Below are 18,780 nucleotides of genomic sequence, written 5' to 3' on the forward strand. Positions count from 1 at the left end.
GCTGAAAGTATCTATTGCTAACTCCTTATTCCCTTTATCATTTGGTAGAACCTTATCCTTTTTTATTGCTATTCGAACACTTTATCTTCATAATCTATAAATAAATTTATCCTTTTGTCCCACCAGCTGTTAGACCTGTAATAAGATACCTTTGTGAGAATAGATAAACAACCGCTATTGGTAAGGCGATCAAGATGGAACCTGCTGCAAAGCGAGTAAAATTATTTGCAAATTCATTATTGATAAAATTAAACAAACCAACAGCTAGTGTAAATTTTTCCGGATCCCTTAATATAATTCTGGGAAGCAGGAAGTCTACAAATGGAGCCATAAAATTAAATAATGCCACAACACCTAATATAGGTTTAGCTAATGGAAGCATAATGCGGAAGAATACCCCGAGATGTCCAGCCCCATCGATCCTAGCTGCTTCATCTAATGATTTCGGAATCGTGTCAAAAAATCCTTTCACAAGCCAGGCATTAAAAGGAATTTGCCCCCCAATATACACTAGGATAAGTCCGGGCAATGTATTTAAAAGTCCGATCATATTAAGCATGACATAAATTGCGACCATTGCCATTAATGAAGGAAACATCTGTAATAATAGAAAAGCATATAGCCCATACTTCCTTCCCACAAACTTATATCGAGAAAACGCATAAGCAATTAAGGAAGTAAGAATTACGGACACAACCGCATTCGTAATAGCTACAATCACACTATTTTTATACCATAATAAGTAATTACTATTTTCACTTGTGAACAGCCATTTATAATGGGTTAGGGACCACTTTTCCGGGATGATACTTGCAGAGTAAAGACTTGTACCTGGATTAAGAGACATTCCAATCGTCCAAGCAAGTGGATAAGCAATTACAATAAACATAATCGCTAGAAAAAGGTAAATAAACGTCACTTCTATTCTTGATTTTACTTTTGGTCTCATTCAATGTTCCCCTCCTCTTTAAAGGAACGCGTACGTCGGAATTGAAAAAATGCAAATACAGTTACAATCAAACCGAGTATTAGTGAAATGGCTGCAGCCATATTATACTGATTTAATTCAAATGTCAGTTTATACACCCAAGAAATAAGGATGTCCGTTCCTCCAGCGCTTTGATTTCTTACAGCTGGTCCCCCATTATTAAATAGATAAATAATATTGAAATTATTAAAATTCCCTGCATATTGCATGATTAAAAGTGGTGCTGTTGCATACATAATATGCGGAAATGTAATGTGACGAAATTTCTGCCAACGCGTTCCCCCATCAACATCAGCAGCTTCATACCACTCTTTCGATACACTTTGGAGGATACCCGTAAATAGGGCAAATACAAACGGAAAGCCTAACCATGTTTGAATCATAATTAAAGCAATTTTTGTCCAAAATGGGTCTTGCAACCAAGGAATCACGATATTAAACACAGAAAGAATTTCTCGATTTATCGCTCCAAATTTATCATTAAACATCGCTGCAAAAATTAAAATCGTTACAAAGGCCGGTACAGCCCATGGTAATATTAAAAATGTGCGAATGAATTTTTTAAATTTAATTCTTGGATCATTTACTAATAGGGCCAAGAATAAACCTAATGCGATTTGTAATGTGGTAGACGAAACTGTCCATACAATCGTCCACGTTAACACTTTAAAAAATGTATCTTTCCAAGCCTTCAACGTTACCATGTTTGTAAAATTGTCAAATCCTACCCAGTTAAGTAAATTACGTGGTGGCGAATTGTATAAATTATAATCTGTAAAAGCTAACGCCACCGTAAACATTAATGGAAGGACTACAATAAATAAAAGCATAATCAGTCCAGGTGTCACAAATACATAGGGGAATCCCCTATCCCATGTATGTCGCAACGCTTCCATTATCGTTCGCTTTTCCTCTCCATTAACAATTTTAACTGCATCATTTTTCGCATCTATGATATTCAATACATATAATGTAAGCGCAAATCCTAATAAAATTAGAGAGATTAAACCAAAAATTATTAAAAATAGAGAATGGTGTTCTCCAGGAATTGTACCGAGTGTTCTCAACCCCCATATTCCATCATTCACAAATTGACCACATATAACAATAAACAATAGTTCAACAATTACAAATATTGATCCCTTAATCCAACGTCGATTATAAAATTGTCCTAAACCAGCAAAAATAATTGATAGGATCATTGCCAACTTAGGGTTATGTATACTTTTTGATTCTTCCTGCATAATAGCAATCCCCCTAATGAAAAGGTGGAAAGGGAAACCGCAATCCTATTCCACCTCTTATCGCTGCTTATTCAGCTTTTTGTTTATTTAAGCATTATTAAATCCTGGAATATTACCTTACTCAAAGGTTGGATCTACGTTTTGGCAAGTCCCTCGCGATTTCGGACATCCAAACGCCTCTTGGATCTACATTTTGGCACTTCCTCCGCGGTTTTGTACACCCAAACTCACTTTGGATCTACATTTTGGCACTTCCTCCGCGGTTTTGTACACCCAAACTCACTTTGGATCTACATTTTGGCAAGTCCCTCGCGATTTCGGACATCCAAACGCCTCTTGGATCTACGTTTTAGCAAGTCCTTCGCGGTTTCGTACACCCAAACGCCTCTTGGATCTACGTTTTGGCACTTCCTCCGCGATTTCGTAGATCCAAACACGATTTGGATCTACGTTTTAAGACTTCCTCTACGATTTCGTACAAGTAGCCAATCTAAATATTCCATATCTGCTTAAAAACGATTATTGTCCACTACCTGATGCTACAATACTATCTTTTATTGCTTCAACTGCTTCATCGAGAACTTCTTTTACCGGATCCCCTTTCGCGATAAAGGATAGCGCATTATTAATGGGATCCCATACTTGTTGCATTTCTGGAGCAGAAGGCATTGGTTCACCATATTCAACTTGTTCAGCAAAAGCACTGATCAATTCATCCGAAGTTACTTTCTCATCTTCAAGGGCTGCAAGATTTGCTGGCATTTCGCCTGCTTTTTCAAAATAAATGAGAGAGTTCTCTTTATTTGTTGCGAATTTCATTAAATCTGTTGCCCACTCTTTATTTTCAGAATAAGAGGAAAGCATCCATGATTTTACACCGACAAACGACTGTGGTACTGTACCATCGATCTTGGGCAATATAGCGGTTCCAAGACTATCACCAAGTGCTTCTTTATAGGTTGGAATATTCCATGGTCCCGTGATCACAACAGCAGTTTTTCCTTCAGTGAAAAGTCCATTCATAATATCTGGATTTACCTCTACTGGAATATACCCTTCCTTATACCAAGAAGAAATCAACTCTCCTCCTTGAATCGCACCATCATTATTTAGACCAATATCATCCACATTATAAGCGCCGTCATCTTTGTTAAACACATAGGCCCCAGTTGCCGCGAAAAATGGATATGAAAAATAAAAGTTTGCGGCTTCCATTAAGAATCCGTATTCATCTTTTGATTCATCAGTTTGACTTTCAGCAATTTCCATTAATTCATCCATTGTCTCGGGTGCCTTCTCAACTAAATCTTTATTGTAAAAAGTCCCATATGTTTCTACAACTAAAGGCGCACCCCAAATTTCCCCATCATATGTAACAGCTTCAATGGCTGTATCTACATAATCGCCCTGAACTTCTCCTAAATCTACTGGTTCCGCTAATCCTTGTAGTACAACATTACCAATTCTATCATGTGGCTGGAAGAAAAGATCTGGCCCTTTTCCCGCCGGTCCATCCAGTGCAAGCGCCTCGATTTGATCAAGCATGTTCATCTCAACTGTTTCTATTGTAATACCTGTTTCCTCTTCGTATTTATCAAAAATTTCACGAAGTACAACTTTTTGTGACTCTTCATCATTTACCCATACAGTAAGTTTTTCAGGCTTATCGGTTTCTTCTCCCTTATTTTCTTCAGAGTTGTTCTCCGAATTCCCTTCTGGTTTATTTGTCCCCCCAGTTTCTGACCTACTTGGCCCACATGCAGCTAGCATTCCGATTATTAACATCATAGCTAGCAAAAATGAGATTGACCTTTTCATTTTAACCCCTCCGAATTCTCTTTTTAGCGCAACCGCTTGCACAAAACAGAAATAATAAAGCACCTCCGTTTAGTAAATACAAACGAAAACGATTGCGCTAAATTCATTATAATCTCTCATAAATAAAAAAGCAACAAGTAATTTAATATTTCTATTTTTTATTAAGTTCTATTGTTATAGTTCAATAGAACTAGTTTAATGATATCATTTATTTGTATTTATTCCAGCTTATTGCAGACATTAGTCAGTAGTTTTTCGTAGTTTTAAAAAAGCTATTCCTAGTCGAAGGCTCAGCTACGAACGCCCCCTTGAATTCAATCATTTATTTTTCAATTTTTGAGGTGCACTAGATGATCTCACTACCAGTTGATGCGGGATAATTATTCTCTTTATTGGTTCTTGCGGATTTTCAATTTTGAGAATTAAATTTTTCGCAGCCTCATAACCTAATGAAAAAATATTAATATCTACTGATGTCAAAGGCGGTTGCGTCATTCGAGCTAAAAACGCATTATTAAAACTTACAATAGACATTTCTTCACCTATAGAAATTCCCATTTCACCTAGCATTTGCAATACACCCAAGGCCATCAAATCATCTGATACGATTAATGCTGTTGGCGGTTCTTCTCGTTTTAATAGTTCCACCACTGCCTCCTGCCCACCTTTTTTTAAAAAAGCTGCATAGACAGAATCCCGCAGTTTAATCCCGGCATTATCCAGCGCCTTCTCATACCCATTAAGCCGATCCACCGTGACAACTAATTCAGGACTTCCACCAATAAAAGCAATTCTTTCATGGTGAAGGCTTAATAAATATTCTGTCGCCTCTTTTGCTGCACGGAAATTATCATTATCGATATAGGTAATCCGCTCTTCATTCCTATATGGTTTGCCAATAATCACGAAAGGAAAATCACATTTCATTAGATAAGAAGTCAATCGATCTTCCACATACGAGTTTAATAACACGAGACCGTCGACCCTTCTTCCTTGCACCATCTCAACTACTTCTTGGAAAATTTCATCTTTTGTTTTCCCGGTTGTCATTTGTAAAGCATAAGTCTTTTCATGAGCACTTTCACTAAGCCCCTGAAGTACACTTGAAAAGAAAGGATTTTGGAAAACGACATCTACAGATTCTGGCATGACCAGTCCAAGTACATTGGTGGCTCTACTAACGAGGCTTCTCGCTATTAAATTAGGGTGATATCCAAGTTCCTCCATTGCTATTTTCACCTTATTTTTCGTCTCTTCACTAATCCTAGGACTATCAGCAATCACTCTTGATACAGTTGATGGAGCAACATTTGCATACTTAGCTACATCCTTGATCGTTATAGACATGTTACCCCTGCTCTCATTATTATTAAAAATATTAACTATAATACAATCCCCTTTTCCTTTTGCTATTCAAATAAAAGGATGTTCTTAATTCTCATTCTATGTTTCTTATTAGCCATAAAAATGCCAGATGAAAAGAAGTAAGGATTCTGTGCAAACGATTGCCCTTATTCACTTATTATTATATTGGTTTTTTTACTTCTGTCAACATGTCTATATTTTTAATACTTCACCTCCTTTCATTGGCAATCAGTCTAGATTATAGTAAAAAGTCATATTAATTTTTTATGAGAGGAGAAAAATTAAATAAGCATTCTATCATATATATATCATGCAAACGTTCGCACCAATAACAGCGTAAATTTTATGCTCCAAATGGAATGAGGAAAACAGGGACAGACCAGTTTTACGATTATTGGGTAAGCATCAAATAGACCCCACCTATTTTAGATGGAGTCTAGGTTATTATTTAGATAATTTATTCCTTATTCTCTTCATCCATCACGTAATTTTCAATCTCCTGTTCAACTTCTCGCAAAAATTCATTCACATCGGTTCCTCGTTTTTCAATCACAAACTTTTCCATCATTTCTCGAAGTGGAGCACTATTTTCATAAAGGCTTATTTTAGGGGGGCCACTTGATGATGTTAGTTTTTCTAGCGCACCTAGATTATAATCTTCTGAGTGTTCAATGTCCGCCATAAATTGTTCTTTAATTTCTGGATCTGCAAGCGCCGGGACACTCCCTGTCCGGATCTCCGGAACACGGGCTTCAGCAGAGGTAAGATAGGAGATAACCTCAAATGCTTCTTCTTTATGTTCTGACGTGTTCGTGATCATCCATGCCGTGACATTTGGTTCCACACCAATTCCTGGATTGGCATCCCATGTAGGAAATGGGGCAAACCCAAAGTTTACTCCTTCAATGCCTTCTTCGACATTATAGGTTCTAGCCCAATTAATATCCATTGCTACGTTGCCTTCCTCAAAAGCTGTCCCCCATTCCCCGCTTGGCGCATTACCTGGAATCGAGGCATATTCGTCCAGCATTTTAAAGATATTCTTCATTGCTGTTGAGTTGATGACATTAACCTCATTTGTATCTGGATCAATCATGTTTTCTTCAAACTGGGTGAAAATAAACCAAGCAAGATAGGGATTAATGGTGACCCCATGATATTGTACGCCATCGAATTCACGGGTCATATCATCCGCTAGATCCATGACTTCAGACCAAGTCATTGGTTCAACTGGGTAAGAGATCCCAAAACGGTCAAAGATGTCTTTATTATAATTAATGGCAAAGTAATTGGATTGAATCGGCAAGGCGACAATTCCTCCAGTTGGGGTCGCATTTCGGAAACTATTCATAATAGATTCATCATAAATGGATAGGTCAAAATCTTTCGCTTCGATTATCTCCTCAAAATCATACTCTAACTCATATTCTCTCATGATCATAAAATCTCTACGCTGTTCCAGAACCGTGAGAATATCTGGTATTTCTCCTTTGTAAACTTTGTCTTCAAATTCTTCCGTATCCACAGATGGCATATCGACTAATTCGAGCGTAATATGTGGGAATTTTTCCTCAACCTTAGGTTTCATTTTCTCCAACCATTCCCCATCAACATGGGCTGTTGACATGGAGACGACCACCGACTCTTCTTGATCTTCATTTACCTGTTTAGTTGCTTCCGGACTACAAGAGACCAACAGTAAAAAGAAACACAAATAAACTACCCCACCCATATAGCGTCTCATCATTTATTCACTCCTCATATATGTATTCCTTTTCTTTATTTACAGCAGTTTCCATTCTCATTTAAGTAAACAGACACACGTTATCATTGGATTTTGCGAAAACTTAAGAGTCTCGATATCGAGCAGCTTATTTTTCCATTCCTTTGTAGATCCACTCCCCCTTTTTCACAGCCATTTTGTAGTAAATCAATAAGTTTGCGCAAACGCTTTCATCAATTCGTCTATAATTATATTGGATTTGTAAATTCTGTCAATAGTTTTTTAGAAAGTTTATCATTTTCATTGACAAGAGCTTTCAATATAGCCTACATTATAGTTGAATAGACAGTAACCAAAGGAGGAGATGGAGTGAATAAGCATTCTATCATACATAGACCAACAGATAATTATGCATACGCTTGCGCTAATGGTAGCGTAAATATTATGATCCAAACGCAAAAAGGGGACTGTGAATCCATCAAACTCATTCACGGAGATCCTTACGATTGGTCGAACAAAGAATGGAAAAATGTGAAAACGCCTATGAGAAAAACGGGGACAGACCAGTTTTACGATTATTGGCACGTTGTGATCAAACCACCTTACCGCCGGCTTCGTTATGGATTTGAGCTTAATGATGGGAGAAAATCGATCTATTTTGGGGAGGGTGGATTTTCGGACGAAAAACCAAAGGTTACCGATTTCTACTTTGCGATCCCTTTCGTCCATGCATCAGATGCCTTTCAACCACCATCATGGGTAAAGGATACAGTTTGGTATCAAATTTTTCCTGAACGATTCGCCAATGGGAATCTTGAAAACGATCCCAAAGGGACGCTTAAATGGGGCAGTCGTGAACCAAAACCAGATAATTTTTTTGGCGGAGATTTACAAGGAGTGATCGATCATATTTCCTATTTAAAAGAGCTTGGGATAACAGGAATCTATTTCACTCCCATTTTTAAGGCTTATTCTAATCATAAGTATGACACCATTGATTATTTAGAAATTGACCCACAATTTGGTGACAAGGAAACGCTGAAACAATTGGTGAAAGTATGCCATGACAATGGAATAAAAGTAATGCTTGATGCCGTTTTTAATCATTCTGGCTTTTATTTTCCACAATTTCAGGATGTGGTTGAAAAGGGACAGGCTTCCGAATACAAAGATTGGTTTCATATCCATGAGTTTCCACTATCTTTTGAGCCAAAACCTAATTATGATACCTTTGCCTTCACACCTTATATGCCGAAATTAAATACGCAAAATGAAGAGGTAAGGAATTATTTGTTAAATGTTGGTCGTTATTGGGTGGAAGAATTCGATATTGATGGTTGGCGACTTGATGTAGCTAATGAAGTCGATCATGAATTTTGGAGAGATTTTCACCGAGTTGTAAAAGGGATAAAGCCTGACCTATACATCCTTGGAGAAATATGGCATGATGCGATGCCTTGGCTACGCGGGGATCAGTTTGATGCGGTCATGAACTATCCTTTTACTCGAAATATCCTTGATTTATTTGCCAAAGAAACCATTGACTGTCAACATTTTGTTGAGAATATGACAGCGGTTATTCATAAGTATCCCTCGCCTGTAAATGCGAACGCGTTCAATTTAGTTGGTAGTCATGATACACCTCGAGTATTAAATGAATGCGCTGGTGACAAACGAAAGGTTCGACAAATTTTGACATTCCTTTTAACCTTTATTGGGACTCCATGCATTTATTATGGCGATGAAATTGGAATGGATGGTGGCGGGGACCCTGGTTGCAGAAAATGTATGATATGGGATGAAACTGAGCAAGATCGTCAGTTGTTCGAACATGTTCAGAAGTTAATTGCTCTTCGTAAAGAGCAACCTTTACTTGCAAATGAAGGGACTCTCTCCTTTTTGCCTGTGAAGTCAAATTCGAATTGTTTTGCGTTTATGAAAGAGAAAGAAGATAAGAAAATCCTTGTGGTTTTTAATTTGTCCAAGCAAGCAGAATCATTCCAATTTCCTGCTCTTTTCAATAGACAAACTCCCATTGATTTATGGACTGGAAATAAGTTACACGATAAACAGATACAATTGGAAGCAAAAGGATTTTCTATATTGGAATTTAGCAATTGATGCTCCCTCGGAGTTTAAAAATGACACAAAAGATTTACAGATAAATTTAAACCCCCTTCTAAAAATGGAATAGTAGAGGGGGTTTTCAAATCGATATTAAGCTTGTAGTAATTCGTCTGCTTGCTCAGCAGAAATATCTTTGATAATACTGATCTCACTTACCAAAGCTTTATGCGCATCACTAAGCAATTGCTTTTCAGTGGAATTAAGCGGTTTTTCTTTTTGTCGATATAACAGGTCTTGTACGACTTGAGCAGAATTTTGCATTTCTCCTGATTTAAGCAGTTCTAAGTTGCGCTTGTATCGTTCTTTCCATGGTAAGTCACTGCTTGGTTTCTCGTCATGAAAATTGTCCACAATTCTTCTCGCTGTTTGGATATCGACGACAGACCGAATGCCAGCCTTAGCCAAATTCTTCCGTGGTAACATAATGTTTAGATTGATAATTGGAATGGTAATAACACAATATTCCACCACGTGACCCTGTATTTCTTTCATTTCAATCGCTTGAATAACCCCTGCTCCGTGCATTGGATAAAATACTTTGTCACCTATATCAAACAAACTGATCCACTCCTATATTCGTTCTATTTCTATGATACCACTTTACGGGAAAATATACAAATTTATCAATATAACATACAAAAATAATGATAGTCAACCATTAAAGGCTGTCTTTTTGAAAAAAATTGATAAAAAAACTCTGACGTTGCAAATGGGTTCTTTTAATCGATTGGTGACGATGTTCAAGACAAAAAGACTGTTCTATCGTGACAAACAACAATAGGACAAGTAATATACAAAGGGGCCTCGCTTCAGCGTCAGCTTGCCCCTTTTTCATCCTTAATTCTAATTTCCTCCTTTTCCGTAAGTTCTCGGATAAAGGTGTTGACATCCTGCCCTGATTCGATGAAATCCTGGCCCAAACGCTCTATTTGTTGAAAAGCACCAACATCAAATTCTGAGCGGGATTCAGGACCGCCGGCGGCTTCTAGCTTGTATAATGCTTGCAAATTTTTCCCTTTAAACTTTTCCAATCTTTCACCCACCAGCATCCCATCGATATCTTTTTCTTCAAATAAATGTTTAAATGGAGCGTGGATAGGTGATTCTCCTAAAAATCCAATATGTTCATCAGAATATAAAAATTTCATTACTTCCATCGCTTCGTCCTTATGTTGGCTCGGCTCTGTAATACCAAGCCCCCAACCGCCTGCCAACGGACCGACATTGGGCGCATCTTCCCATTGTGGGAAAGTGACAATATCAAAGTTTAAATCTTCAGGCGTGCCCATATCCAGCCATAAAGGTCTCATCGCCAATGTTCTAGATTCTGTCCAAGCGTCCCCTTCCGGCTTTTCATTCCCTGGCATATTATAAACACTCTCCACCATTTCGAGCCATTGCTTCACATAGGGACTTTTTGTCCATAATACTTCGTCTGTTTCAGGGTCAATTAATTGAGTTTTTCCAATGATTTGAGTCATAGGCAAATGCCCATTTCCTGTGATATCCAGCCCTTGATATTGAACGCCGTTCCTCTCCCCTGTTACTTGGGATGCAAGAGTGATCACTTCTTTCCATGTCATCCCATCCGTTGGATATTCAACGCCAAATAAATCGAAAATGTCTTTATTATAGTGCAAGGCATAGCGATCAGCCATAAAAGGCAACAACCAAAGTTCTCCGTTTGCCCAAGACCTCCACTCATCTAAATGAGCTGGATCGTAACGAGATAAATCAAAGGCATGTTTTTCTAGTAATTCCGTCATATCATAATTCAGCTCATATTCTTCTAAAAGATTGACATGGTATTGACGATGAGCAAAAATAAGATCCGGTACATTCCCAGCGGTAAGTGCCTCTTCAATCCAATCTTTATTACCAGTATCCCCACCGATATTTTTTACAGTAATATGGGGAAATTGTTCTTCCACTACCTCTTTAATATTCGCGTCAAAACCTTGTCCCCAATCATCCCACATCATAATCGTCAGGGTGATATCCTCTTTTTGTTCATCACTCCCTCCAGGATCGGAAGTGACAACTTTTTCTTTATTGCAACCAAATAGAAATAGAGATACAAGGAGCATAACAGTCAACCACAATTGCTTGTTCATGAACATAATCATCCCCTCCAATAAGATTAATTTATGAATCCGTTTTCATAAAGGGTGTTAAATTTGCTTCCATTGGCCCGTCCGCAATTGGACAGCCAATTCTTGCTTAAAGATGTACCGCTATATACATAATACGTACAGGCAAATGCGGTTATAACAGTAAAAAAGATATGAAAGAAAGGTAAAATATTGCTGCTGGATATTTGACTTAAACTCAATGGAATTAAAAAAAGATAACCCCTGTTCGATACAGGGATCATCTTCTTAAACTGCCTATTTTTTTAAAAATGTCCCTTACAAACGATACACTTTACATTCACTTCGTCTCTATTCAATTTTCATTAAAGAAACAAAGGGACGCGCTTATTGATATTTAGGCAGCCAATCTCCATGCGCTTCAATCAAATCATCACAAAGTGCGACAATATCATCAATGGATAATTCTGCTGAGGTATGAGGATCTAGCATGGCTGCTTGATAAATATGTTCTTTCTTCTGAGTAATAGCGGCTTCAATGGTCAACAACTGTGTATTGATGTTCGTTCTGTTTAAAGCCGCCAGTTGCTCTGGTAAATCTCCAACATATGTTGGCGTCACGCCACTACGATCCACAAGGCACGGAACCTCTACCACTGCTTTTTCAGGTAAATTACTAATTAAACGACCGGTATTCAGGACGTTCCCGCCAATTTTAAAAGGGACATCGGTTTCCATTGCATCGATTATATAGGATCCATATTCATGAGTTCTTTCATGTTTTAATTCTTTATCGTTTACCAAATCATTGCGCATATTTTTCCAACCCTCGATTTGATTGACACAGCGACGTGGATATTCATCAAGTGGGATATTAAACTTCTCAATTAATTCTGGATAGCGTTCTTTGATAAAATACGGATGGTATTCAGCATTATGCTCAGAAGATTCGGTAATATAGTAACCAAACCTTTTCATCAGCTCAAACCGCACCATATCATCATGCTTCGTTTTTTGCTTTTCTTCTGCTCGCTTTTTAATTTCCGGATAGAGATCCTCCCCATTGCGAGTAATTTCTAGTAACCAGGCCATATGATTGATCCCAGCAATTTTCCATTGAATATTGTCTGTTGGCATATCCAATGATTTCAGAAGACCGGGCGCACAAGCTTGGACACTATGGCATAGGCCTACTGTTTTAATGCCGCCATAGCGAATCATCGTTCCTGTCAGCACAGCCATTGGATTCGTGTAATTCAGGAACCAAGCATCTGGACAAACCTCCTGCATGTCTTTCGCAAAGTCAAGCATCACCGGAATCGTTCTTAGATTTCGGAAAATCCCACCGATTCCAACTGTATCAGCGATCGTTTGGCGCAAACCGTATTTTTTCGGTACCTCAAAGTCCGTAATCGTACAAGGATCATAACCGCCAACTTGAATGGCATTTATGACATATTTAGCACCCCGTAGAGCCTCTTTACGATCTGTGTACGCTTTAATATGGACGGTAGAACCTGTAGTCGCTTTTAAATTATTCAACATATCCTCTGAATCTTTCAATCTCTCTTGATCAATATCAAATAAAGCGAATTCAAACCCTTGAATACTCGGAACGAGCATGCAATCTCCCAGTACGTTTTTTGCAAACACCGTACTTCCTGCACCTAAAAAAGTGATTTTTGACATAATATTCATGCCTCCTTAAAAAATCATAGCAACTTATTGCTATTTTCGTACCATATGAAAAAGCGATTCATATGAATTATCTTTATGATAGACGTTAATCGAAAATGTTACAATGGTAAAAAGAAGCGAAAAAAGGGTGAAATATTGCTGTTATGACTCGACAGCAAGATGTAGAGGAATTCTTCCTGTTTTTCATTTCCATATGTATAAATATCATCTCCATTGAAAAAATAGAAGGAAACATGATAGGAAGTGAATATAATGGATGTAAACCGAATCAAACAAATATTGTCCTCGTCCTCGGATATTGATGTGAACTATAATGGTGTTTCCGTCTGGATTGATAGCCTACATGAAGATGGCAAAACTGCAACCGTTCATCTACGAGGCCCACTTGAGGAGAAATCTGTCGTGGAAATAACTGAATTAGAGGAAGTATAATCCATTTGCCACTCTTTTCATAAGGGTGGCAAATGAATTTTTAGTTTGAAATCCTACTCTCTTTCTTTCTGTTCATATGCAATTTCAATCGCTGCCTTTTGGCTGTTTATATTCCGAATTATAGACGGATCAAATTTCGCCCTACGCTCATACGTATATAGACCATTAACCTCTTGTTCAATATCATAAAGTTGGGTATAGCAAAACGCACAAATAGCCGGATTTTTTAATAGGGTTTCCGTTAATCCCTTATACCTTTGCAAGAAAGCTTCTTTAGATTCCGGCTTATCTCCATAGCCCCAACCTTCTTTTTCTCCAGGGTTCCACCAAATCCCACCGTATTCACTTACAAAATAAGGCTGATTTTCATATTGTTGACGATCCGCAAACGTCACATAGGCTTTTCCTCCACGACCCATTTCTGCAAACTTTTCCGCGAATTTTTCCACATTCTGTTCATAATCATGGATATCAAAGACATCTGTCACAACATGGAAATTCCCACTTGTATCAATCACAGGACGTGTGGGGTCCAAACGTTTTGTCACTTCATACGTAATGCGAAGCACTTCATCATTTTGTCGTGTCCCGTTTTGATCCCATGTTTCATTAAATGGACACCAGCCGATCAGTGCTGGACTATTAAAATCCCTTTCAACAGCTTCCATCCATTCAGGCAAAAAACGCTCTAATCCTTTGGACCCTGTAATATCTAACCCCCAGTTTCCATGTTCCCCCCAAACAAGATAGCCAAGCTGATCTGCCCAATAGAGAAAGCGAGGTTCAAAGATCTTTTCATGCATCCGTGCTCCATTAAATCCCATTTCCATCGAGATTTCTATATCTTTCTTTAAATCTTCATCTGTTGGTGCTGTGTAAATCCCTTGAGGATAAAAACCTTGATCAAGCACCAAGCGCTGGAAGATTGGCTTGTCATTGATCAAAATCGCTTTGTCTTCAATCGAAACAGACCGGACGCCAAAATAACTTTCCACTTGATCAACCACTCGCCCTGCCTTCTTAAGGGAAAGGGTCAGATCATAAAGTTGAGGTTTGCCTGGTTCCCAAAGATGGATTTCTGATAATGAAAGATTGGCATGAATATGAGATCCGGATACATAAGCCGTTTCTTTTGCGACACCCTTTCCTTTGTAAGTCGCCTCTAGTTCTAATACCAATTCTTTTTCATATTGGTTTAAATAGGCTTCAATCGATACAGTACCTGACTTAGGATTGGTTTTATAGGCTGTCTTTTTTATATAAGTCTCTGGAACAGCCTCCATCCAAACGGTCTGCCAAATGCCCGTTGTGCGTGTATAATCACAGCCAGCTGAATAATACCTGCCACTTTGTTTTCCACGCGGTTGCAAACCAGAACGAGTATCATCCTCTGCACAAACAACAATGATCGCTTCCTCACCATTGAGAAAATTGGTCACATCCAATGAAAAGGGGGTGTATCCTCCTTTGTGCTCCCCTGCCTTTTGGCCATTCACCCATACATGGGCATGATAATCGACCGCCCCAAAGTGGAGAATAATCCGTTGATTCAACCAACTCTCCGGGATTTGAACCACTCTCTTATACCATACCGCTGCCATAAAATCGGTATAGCCAATGCCCGAAAGCTCACTTTCTGGGCAAAAAGGAACTTGTATCGTGTTCGTAAAGGGGCCTTCCTTGTAAAATTCACGTTCAATCCCACTCTTCCCATGATCGAAAGCAAACTGCCATTCTCCATTTAAATTGAGCCATTCCTTTCTTTCCAACTGTGGACGTGGATATTCATTTCGAATTGTCATCGATCATCTACCTCCATTTTAATAGAACCTATGATAAACCTATGCACAAAAAGTAACGGAAAGAAATAAAAATAACCTATTTACAATTGTATTCCTTTCGCGTTATTGCTATATTCATCATAAGAATCATTCATCCATCATTTCAATGGTAAAAAAATAGAAAGCAGGGTATTATATTGCTATCTGAAAACACCAACAAAAAATATGAATCTTTCGGTTTCAGGTTTCACGGGTGTCATCAAGACGAGATTGTCGGAATTTATTCGATCGGCTGGGAAAACGTGTATTCCCCCGATTATAATTGGGATGGCCTCACGCGTAGAGAAGTTGGAAAATATGTCTTTCAATACACATTATCAGGACGGGGGATGATTGAGATAGACGGAAATAGCCACCCCTTAACATCTGGACAGGCTTTTCTAGTCGAGTTACCTAGTCGACATCGCTATTTCTTTCCTCGGGATAGTGAGCATTGGGAGTTTATTCACATTACATTATATGGAAAGGAAATCCAAACAGCCTTTCAATTTATCCATGAGAAAAAGGGCCATGTGATTACCTTTCCACCCGAATCAGCCACCATTCAATTATTATTAACGATTTACCAAAAGGCTGTGGAGAAAAAAATCACAGACGCCTATCAAGCTTCAGCCTTAGGGTATGCATTCATGATGGAGCTTTATCGTTTTGCCCGTAATATTGGTTTATCTGCTCAACAATGGCCCGAACCCATTAACAAGGCCGCCTTATTCGCACAGAAACATTATGATAAACCCATTGGGCTGAATGATTTAGTAGAAGCATCTGGATTATCCAAATATCATTTCACCCGGCTGTTTCATAAAACAACGTCCATGACACCCTTAAACTATTTAACAAAAATTCGGATTGATAAAGCGATGGAATTACTCCGTTCCTCCGATCAGACCATTCAAGAGATTGCTAGATTGGTTGGCTATTCAAACGGAAACTATTTTAGCAAGGTCTTTCATAAAAAGATTGGTATGTCTCCAGGTCAATTTCGTGAAAGTAAGCATACTGTACCCGTTGATCATATTGTTGTGGATTAAAATATCTAATACCCCTAATTGAGGTGAATGAAGGAGATTTTAACGCTCATGAGCCTACGTAAATTCACATTTCTTCATTGTCTTTTATTTATTTTAATCGCCGCTTTCAGCATACTGCCCTGGCCTTCCACGATGTTGACGATCGCCCAAATTCTTTATATTCCAGTTGTCTTACAATTGGTGATAAAGAAACAGGACTGGTTCAGCAGGAATTATTTTTATTTTGCCATACCGGCTTACGGAGCTATCGCTTTTTTACAGTGGACAGAGCAAACACAATGGGATGGCTGGATTGCGGCTATTTATTTTCTTTTTACTGTCATCATTGCCATCTATGGCATAGGACGATTTTTACAAAGAGGCTTCGTTAATCTAGAGGAATTTTCTATTGATCTTGGACTGATTTATTTGGCAATGGGCGGAGCCTGGTTTTTGGCCTATGAAGCAGGATGGAACACCGGCTTTTCGGCAATGCTTACTTGGTTAACAGCCATCCATTTTCATTATTCCGCTTTTTTATTGCCGATTTTTATTGGCTTTTTAGGAAGATTGTCAAAGCCTCCTGCTTACCAATGGGTCACCAGTTTGCTTTTAGCATCACCGCTGATCGTCGCGATGGGAATCACTTTTTCTCGCTGGATTGAGTTGCTTTCCGTCCTTATCTATATCGTCGGAATTGCTGGAATAATCGTTTTAGCTTTCAAAAGTTCCTTCCAAAACAATTGGCAAAAATGGCTCGTGCGTATTTCCTTTCTCTCATTAGCTGTCTCGATTAGTTTTTCGCTTTTATATGCATACGGAAATCTATCTCATACCTTTATTGTCAATATTGACTTTATGCTGCGTTTTCACGGCGTTTTGAATTGTCTTGTATTTGGCCTGCTTGGTGTAGTCGGTTGGTCCCTCTATGTGCCAAAGTCAAAAACCAAAAATTCATCCTTTCCGATTAGCAATATTCGCGGAAAATGGGTGATTGGCGAGAAAATCCTTGAAAAGGTTAAAGAAGAAGAAAACAGGTCAATCTACCACGGACTTGTCGACGATATGGGTGTCTATGAAATCAATGCTCGTACACTCTCGCCCACCATTATTGATTTTTACGAGCGAACCATTGATTATCGTCTTTCTTCTAAAATAAAATGGTCTAGTTGGTTTAAGCCGTTTGCGGCAATATATCGACTATGCAGTCGATATGTGCAACAAATCAATTTGCCCCTTTCAAGTAAAGAAGTGGAAATGACAGGGGGAATTTTGACCATTCAGGAGAACGTGGATGGGAGAGTTGCGCCAAGGGCATGGGTACGAAAGATCGAGGACGAGGTCGTATTCGTTGCCCTTTATTCGGAGCATACGACAAAACCCAAAACATACATGAATATCGCCCTTCCTTTGCCATGGTCTACGATGATTGGAATCTTAGATGTAAAGCAGCTTGGCACAGGGTTACAATTAACGAGTAAAAGAAACCAACCACAATCTGATGCTGGCATTTATCTTGCTTGGAAAAAGCATTTATTCAAATTGCCATTGGAAGAATGTTTTCGGATCGAAGAGGTTAAAAGAGGAGAGTTGACAGCCAAACATAGAATGTGGATTTTTCGACTTCCATTTCTAACAATTGATTATAAAATCCACCAAAAATAAGAGGGCTACCATACGCGGGGCCCTCATTTTGCTTAGGAGTTGATGCTTTCCTTGATTTTGCTATGAATTCTTTTCAGTTCTTTTCTGAATTCCGCTTTTTTTACATTTCGATTTTGCGCAATTTCATAAAACTTTTTCCCTGCTTTATGCTCATTTACGACATCCACCAAGGCACTGTTACTTAACTTAGCAATTACCGCTGCCTTCATTAAATGATGAGTTTTCAAGGAATTTTCCACCTGAATCTTTCTTAGCTCTTCTTGAGAGATAGCAGAATATCCTGCGATATATGCGAAAATCTCCTCTTTATTTTCCATATAAAACTTTTTCATTTTTTCATGCTTAGCTTTCATCTTTTTATGTTTGGCCTTCAATTTTTTAACATCAATACCAAAATGAGCAGCTGTTTTTTCCCAAGAGCCGCTCTTTTGATAGTGGTCCAATACATCCCCAATATCCTTTTTGGCTAAATGAGCAATTCCTTTTGCACGAAATATATCCTTTTTCGAATAGCCCTGTTCTATTAGAGACTGATATTCTGCTTCATTCATTTGAAAATGAACAGAATCATGGGCCGAGACGTTCGTTGTAAAAGTACCAAGCCCCATTATGGAAAAACAAAGAGCAACAAGCAAAGTTTTAATCTTTAGCAAAAACAAACACTCCTTTTCATCGATATCGCTTGTTAGTTTAACCAGAAAAGGGAAAATCATTAAGATAACGATCAAAAAAACGATATTGTAGATTACTTCAATGGCCGTCTTCTTTTCTTTATCACA

General features: G+C 38.4%; 14 protein-coding genes. 4 read left to right on the top strand and 10 right to left on the bottom strand.

The genetic code is table 11. The features are described from left to right. Positions 1-106: 106 nt before the first annotated feature. From KI363_RS05100 to KI363_RS05120, 5 genes are all read right to left on the bottom strand, one after another. Positions 107-949, bottom strand: a complete 843-nt coding sequence (locus KI363_RS05100) for a sugar ABC transporter permease (protein ID WP_158324035.1) — start codon at positions 947-949, stop codon at positions 107-109. Further along, a complete protein-coding gene (locus tag KI363_RS05105; protein WP_158324034.1) occupies positions 946-2,232 on the bottom strand; it encodes a sugar ABC transporter permease in 1,287 nt (428 codons plus the stop codon). The genes KI363_RS05100 and KI363_RS05105 overlap by 4 nt, the downstream gene beginning before the upstream one ends. Positions 2,233-2,751: 519 nt before the next feature. Beyond that, positions 2,752-4,050: a sugar ABC transporter substrate-binding protein gene (locus KI363_RS05110; RefSeq protein ID WP_158324033.1), complete on the bottom strand. Its 1,299-nt coding sequence runs from the start codon at positions 4,048-4,050 to the stop codon at positions 2,752-2,754. Between the two features lie 318 nt (positions 4,051-4,368). Beyond that, positions 4,369-5,397: a LacI family DNA-binding transcriptional regulator gene (locus tag KI363_RS05115; protein WP_212965684.1), complete on the bottom strand. Its 1,029-nt coding sequence runs from the start codon at positions 5,395-5,397 to the stop codon at positions 4,369-4,371. Between the two features lie 475 nt (positions 5,398-5,872). Continuing rightward, positions 5,873-7,162 carry an ABC transporter substrate-binding protein gene (locus KI363_RS05120; protein WP_212965685.1) on the bottom strand — a complete coding sequence of 430 codons (1,290 nt, stop codon included), beginning with the start codon at positions 7,160-7,162 and terminating at the stop codon, positions 5,873-5,875. Between the two features lie 345 nt (positions 7,163-7,507). Here KI363_RS05120 and KI363_RS05125 point away from each other — a divergent pair, with 345 nt between their 5' ends. Beyond that, positions 7,508-9,259: an alpha-glycosidase gene (locus tag KI363_RS05125; protein WP_212965686.1), complete on the top strand. Its 1,752-nt coding sequence runs from the start codon at positions 7,508-7,510 to the stop codon at positions 9,257-9,259. A 96-nt stretch (positions 9,260-9,355) separates the two neighbouring features. Here KI363_RS05125 and KI363_RS05130 read toward each other — a convergent pair whose 3' ends face one another. The 3 genes from KI363_RS05130 to KI363_RS05140 form a co-directional block, all read right to left on the bottom strand. Beyond that, positions 9,356-9,823, bottom strand: coding sequence for a CarD family transcriptional regulator (locus KI363_RS05130; RefSeq protein WP_212965687.1), 468 nt, complete (start codon positions 9,821-9,823; stop codon positions 9,356-9,358). A 257-nt stretch (positions 9,824-10,080) separates the two neighbouring features. Then, entirely contained in the window at positions 10,081-11,385 is a 1,305-nt protein-coding gene (locus KI363_RS05135) for an ABC transporter substrate-binding protein (RefSeq protein ID WP_212965688.1), read from the bottom strand. Between the two features lie 357 nt (positions 11,386-11,742). Further along, positions 11,743-13,044: an alpha-glucosidase/alpha-galactosidase gene (locus tag KI363_RS05140; RefSeq protein ID WP_212965689.1), complete on the bottom strand. Its 1,302-nt coding sequence runs from the start codon at positions 13,042-13,044 to the stop codon at positions 11,743-11,745. Positions 13,045-13,305: 261 nt separating this feature from the next. On the opposite strand from KI363_RS05140, the gene KI363_RS05145 reads away from it, so the two are divergent. Beyond that, positions 13,306-13,485, top strand: a complete 180-nt coding sequence (locus KI363_RS05145; protein WP_212965690.1) for an H-type small acid-soluble spore protein — start codon at positions 13,306-13,308, stop codon at positions 13,483-13,485. A gap of 53 nt (positions 13,486-13,538) precedes the next feature. Here KI363_RS05145 and KI363_RS05150 read toward each other — a convergent pair whose 3' ends face one another. Beyond that, complete coding sequence (locus KI363_RS05150) at positions 13,539-15,287, bottom strand: glycoside hydrolase family 2 protein (RefSeq protein WP_212965691.1); 1,749 nt, start codon at positions 15,285-15,287, stop codon at positions 13,539-13,541. 176 nt (positions 15,288-15,463) lie between these two features. Between KI363_RS05150 and KI363_RS05155 the strand changes: the two genes are divergently transcribed. Both KI363_RS05155 and KI363_RS05160 read left to right on the top strand, forming a co-directional pair. Continuing rightward, positions 15,464-16,357, top strand: a complete 894-nt coding sequence (locus KI363_RS05155) for an AraC family transcriptional regulator (protein WP_158324025.1) — start codon at positions 15,464-15,466, stop codon at positions 16,355-16,357. Between the two features lie 48 nt (positions 16,358-16,405). Further along, a complete protein-coding gene (locus KI363_RS05160; protein ID WP_212965692.1) occupies positions 16,406-18,001 on the top strand; it encodes a YndJ family protein in 1,596 nt (531 codons plus the stop codon). A 32-nt stretch (positions 18,002-18,033) separates the two neighbouring features. Here KI363_RS05160 and KI363_RS05165 read toward each other — a convergent pair whose 3' ends face one another. Continuing rightward, on the bottom strand, positions 18,034-18,654 hold the full coding sequence (locus tag KI363_RS05165) for a hypothetical protein (RefSeq protein ID WP_212965693.1): 621 nt from the start codon (positions 18,652-18,654) through the stop codon (positions 18,034-18,036). Positions 18,655-18,780 lie beyond the last annotated feature (126 nt).

The organism is Lederbergia ruris, from assembly GCF_018332955.1.
GTDB lineage: Bacteria > Bacillota > Bacilli > Bacillales > Bacillaceae_C > Lederbergia > Lederbergia ruris.

What these genes read in the sequence shown, in the direction of transcription:
- KI363_RS05100 (WP_158324035.1), bottom strand. Translation starts at nt 949, where the DNA reads ATGAGACCAAAAGTAAAATCAAGAATAGAAGTGACGTTTATTTACCTT.
- KI363_RS05105 (WP_158324034.1), bottom strand. Translation starts at nt 2,232, where the DNA reads ATGCAGGAAGAATCAAAAAGTATACATAACCCTAAGTTGGCAATGATC.
- KI363_RS05110 (WP_158324033.1), bottom strand. Translation starts at nt 4,050, where the DNA reads ATGAAAAGGTCAATCTCATTTTTGCTAGCTATGATGTTAATAATCGGA.
- KI363_RS05115 (WP_212965684.1), bottom strand. Translation starts at nt 5,397, where the DNA reads ATGTCTATAACGATCAAGGATGTAGCTAAGTATGCAAATGTTGCTCCA.
- KI363_RS05120 (WP_212965685.1), bottom strand. Translation starts at nt 7,162, where the DNA reads ATGATGAGACGCTATATGGGTGGGGTAGTTTATTTGTGTTTCTTTTTA.
- KI363_RS05135 (WP_212965688.1), bottom strand. Translation starts at nt 11,385, where the DNA reads ATGTTCATGAACAAGCAATTGTGGTTGACTGTTATGCTCCTTGTATCT.
- KI363_RS05140 (WP_212965689.1), bottom strand. Translation starts at nt 13,044, where the DNA reads ATGTCAAAAATCACTTTTTTAGGTGCAGGAAGTACGGTGTTTGCAAAA.
- KI363_RS05145 (WP_212965690.1), top strand. Translation starts at nt 13,306, where the DNA reads ATGGATGTAAACCGAATCAAACAAATATTGTCCTCGTCCTCGGATATT.
- KI363_RS05150 (WP_212965691.1), bottom strand. Translation starts at nt 15,287, where the DNA reads ATGACAATTCGAAATGAATATCCACGTCCACAGTTGGAAAGAAAGGAA.
- KI363_RS05160 (WP_212965692.1), top strand. Translation starts at nt 16,406, where the DNA reads ATGAGCCTACGTAAATTCACATTTCTTCATTGTCTTTTATTTATTTTA.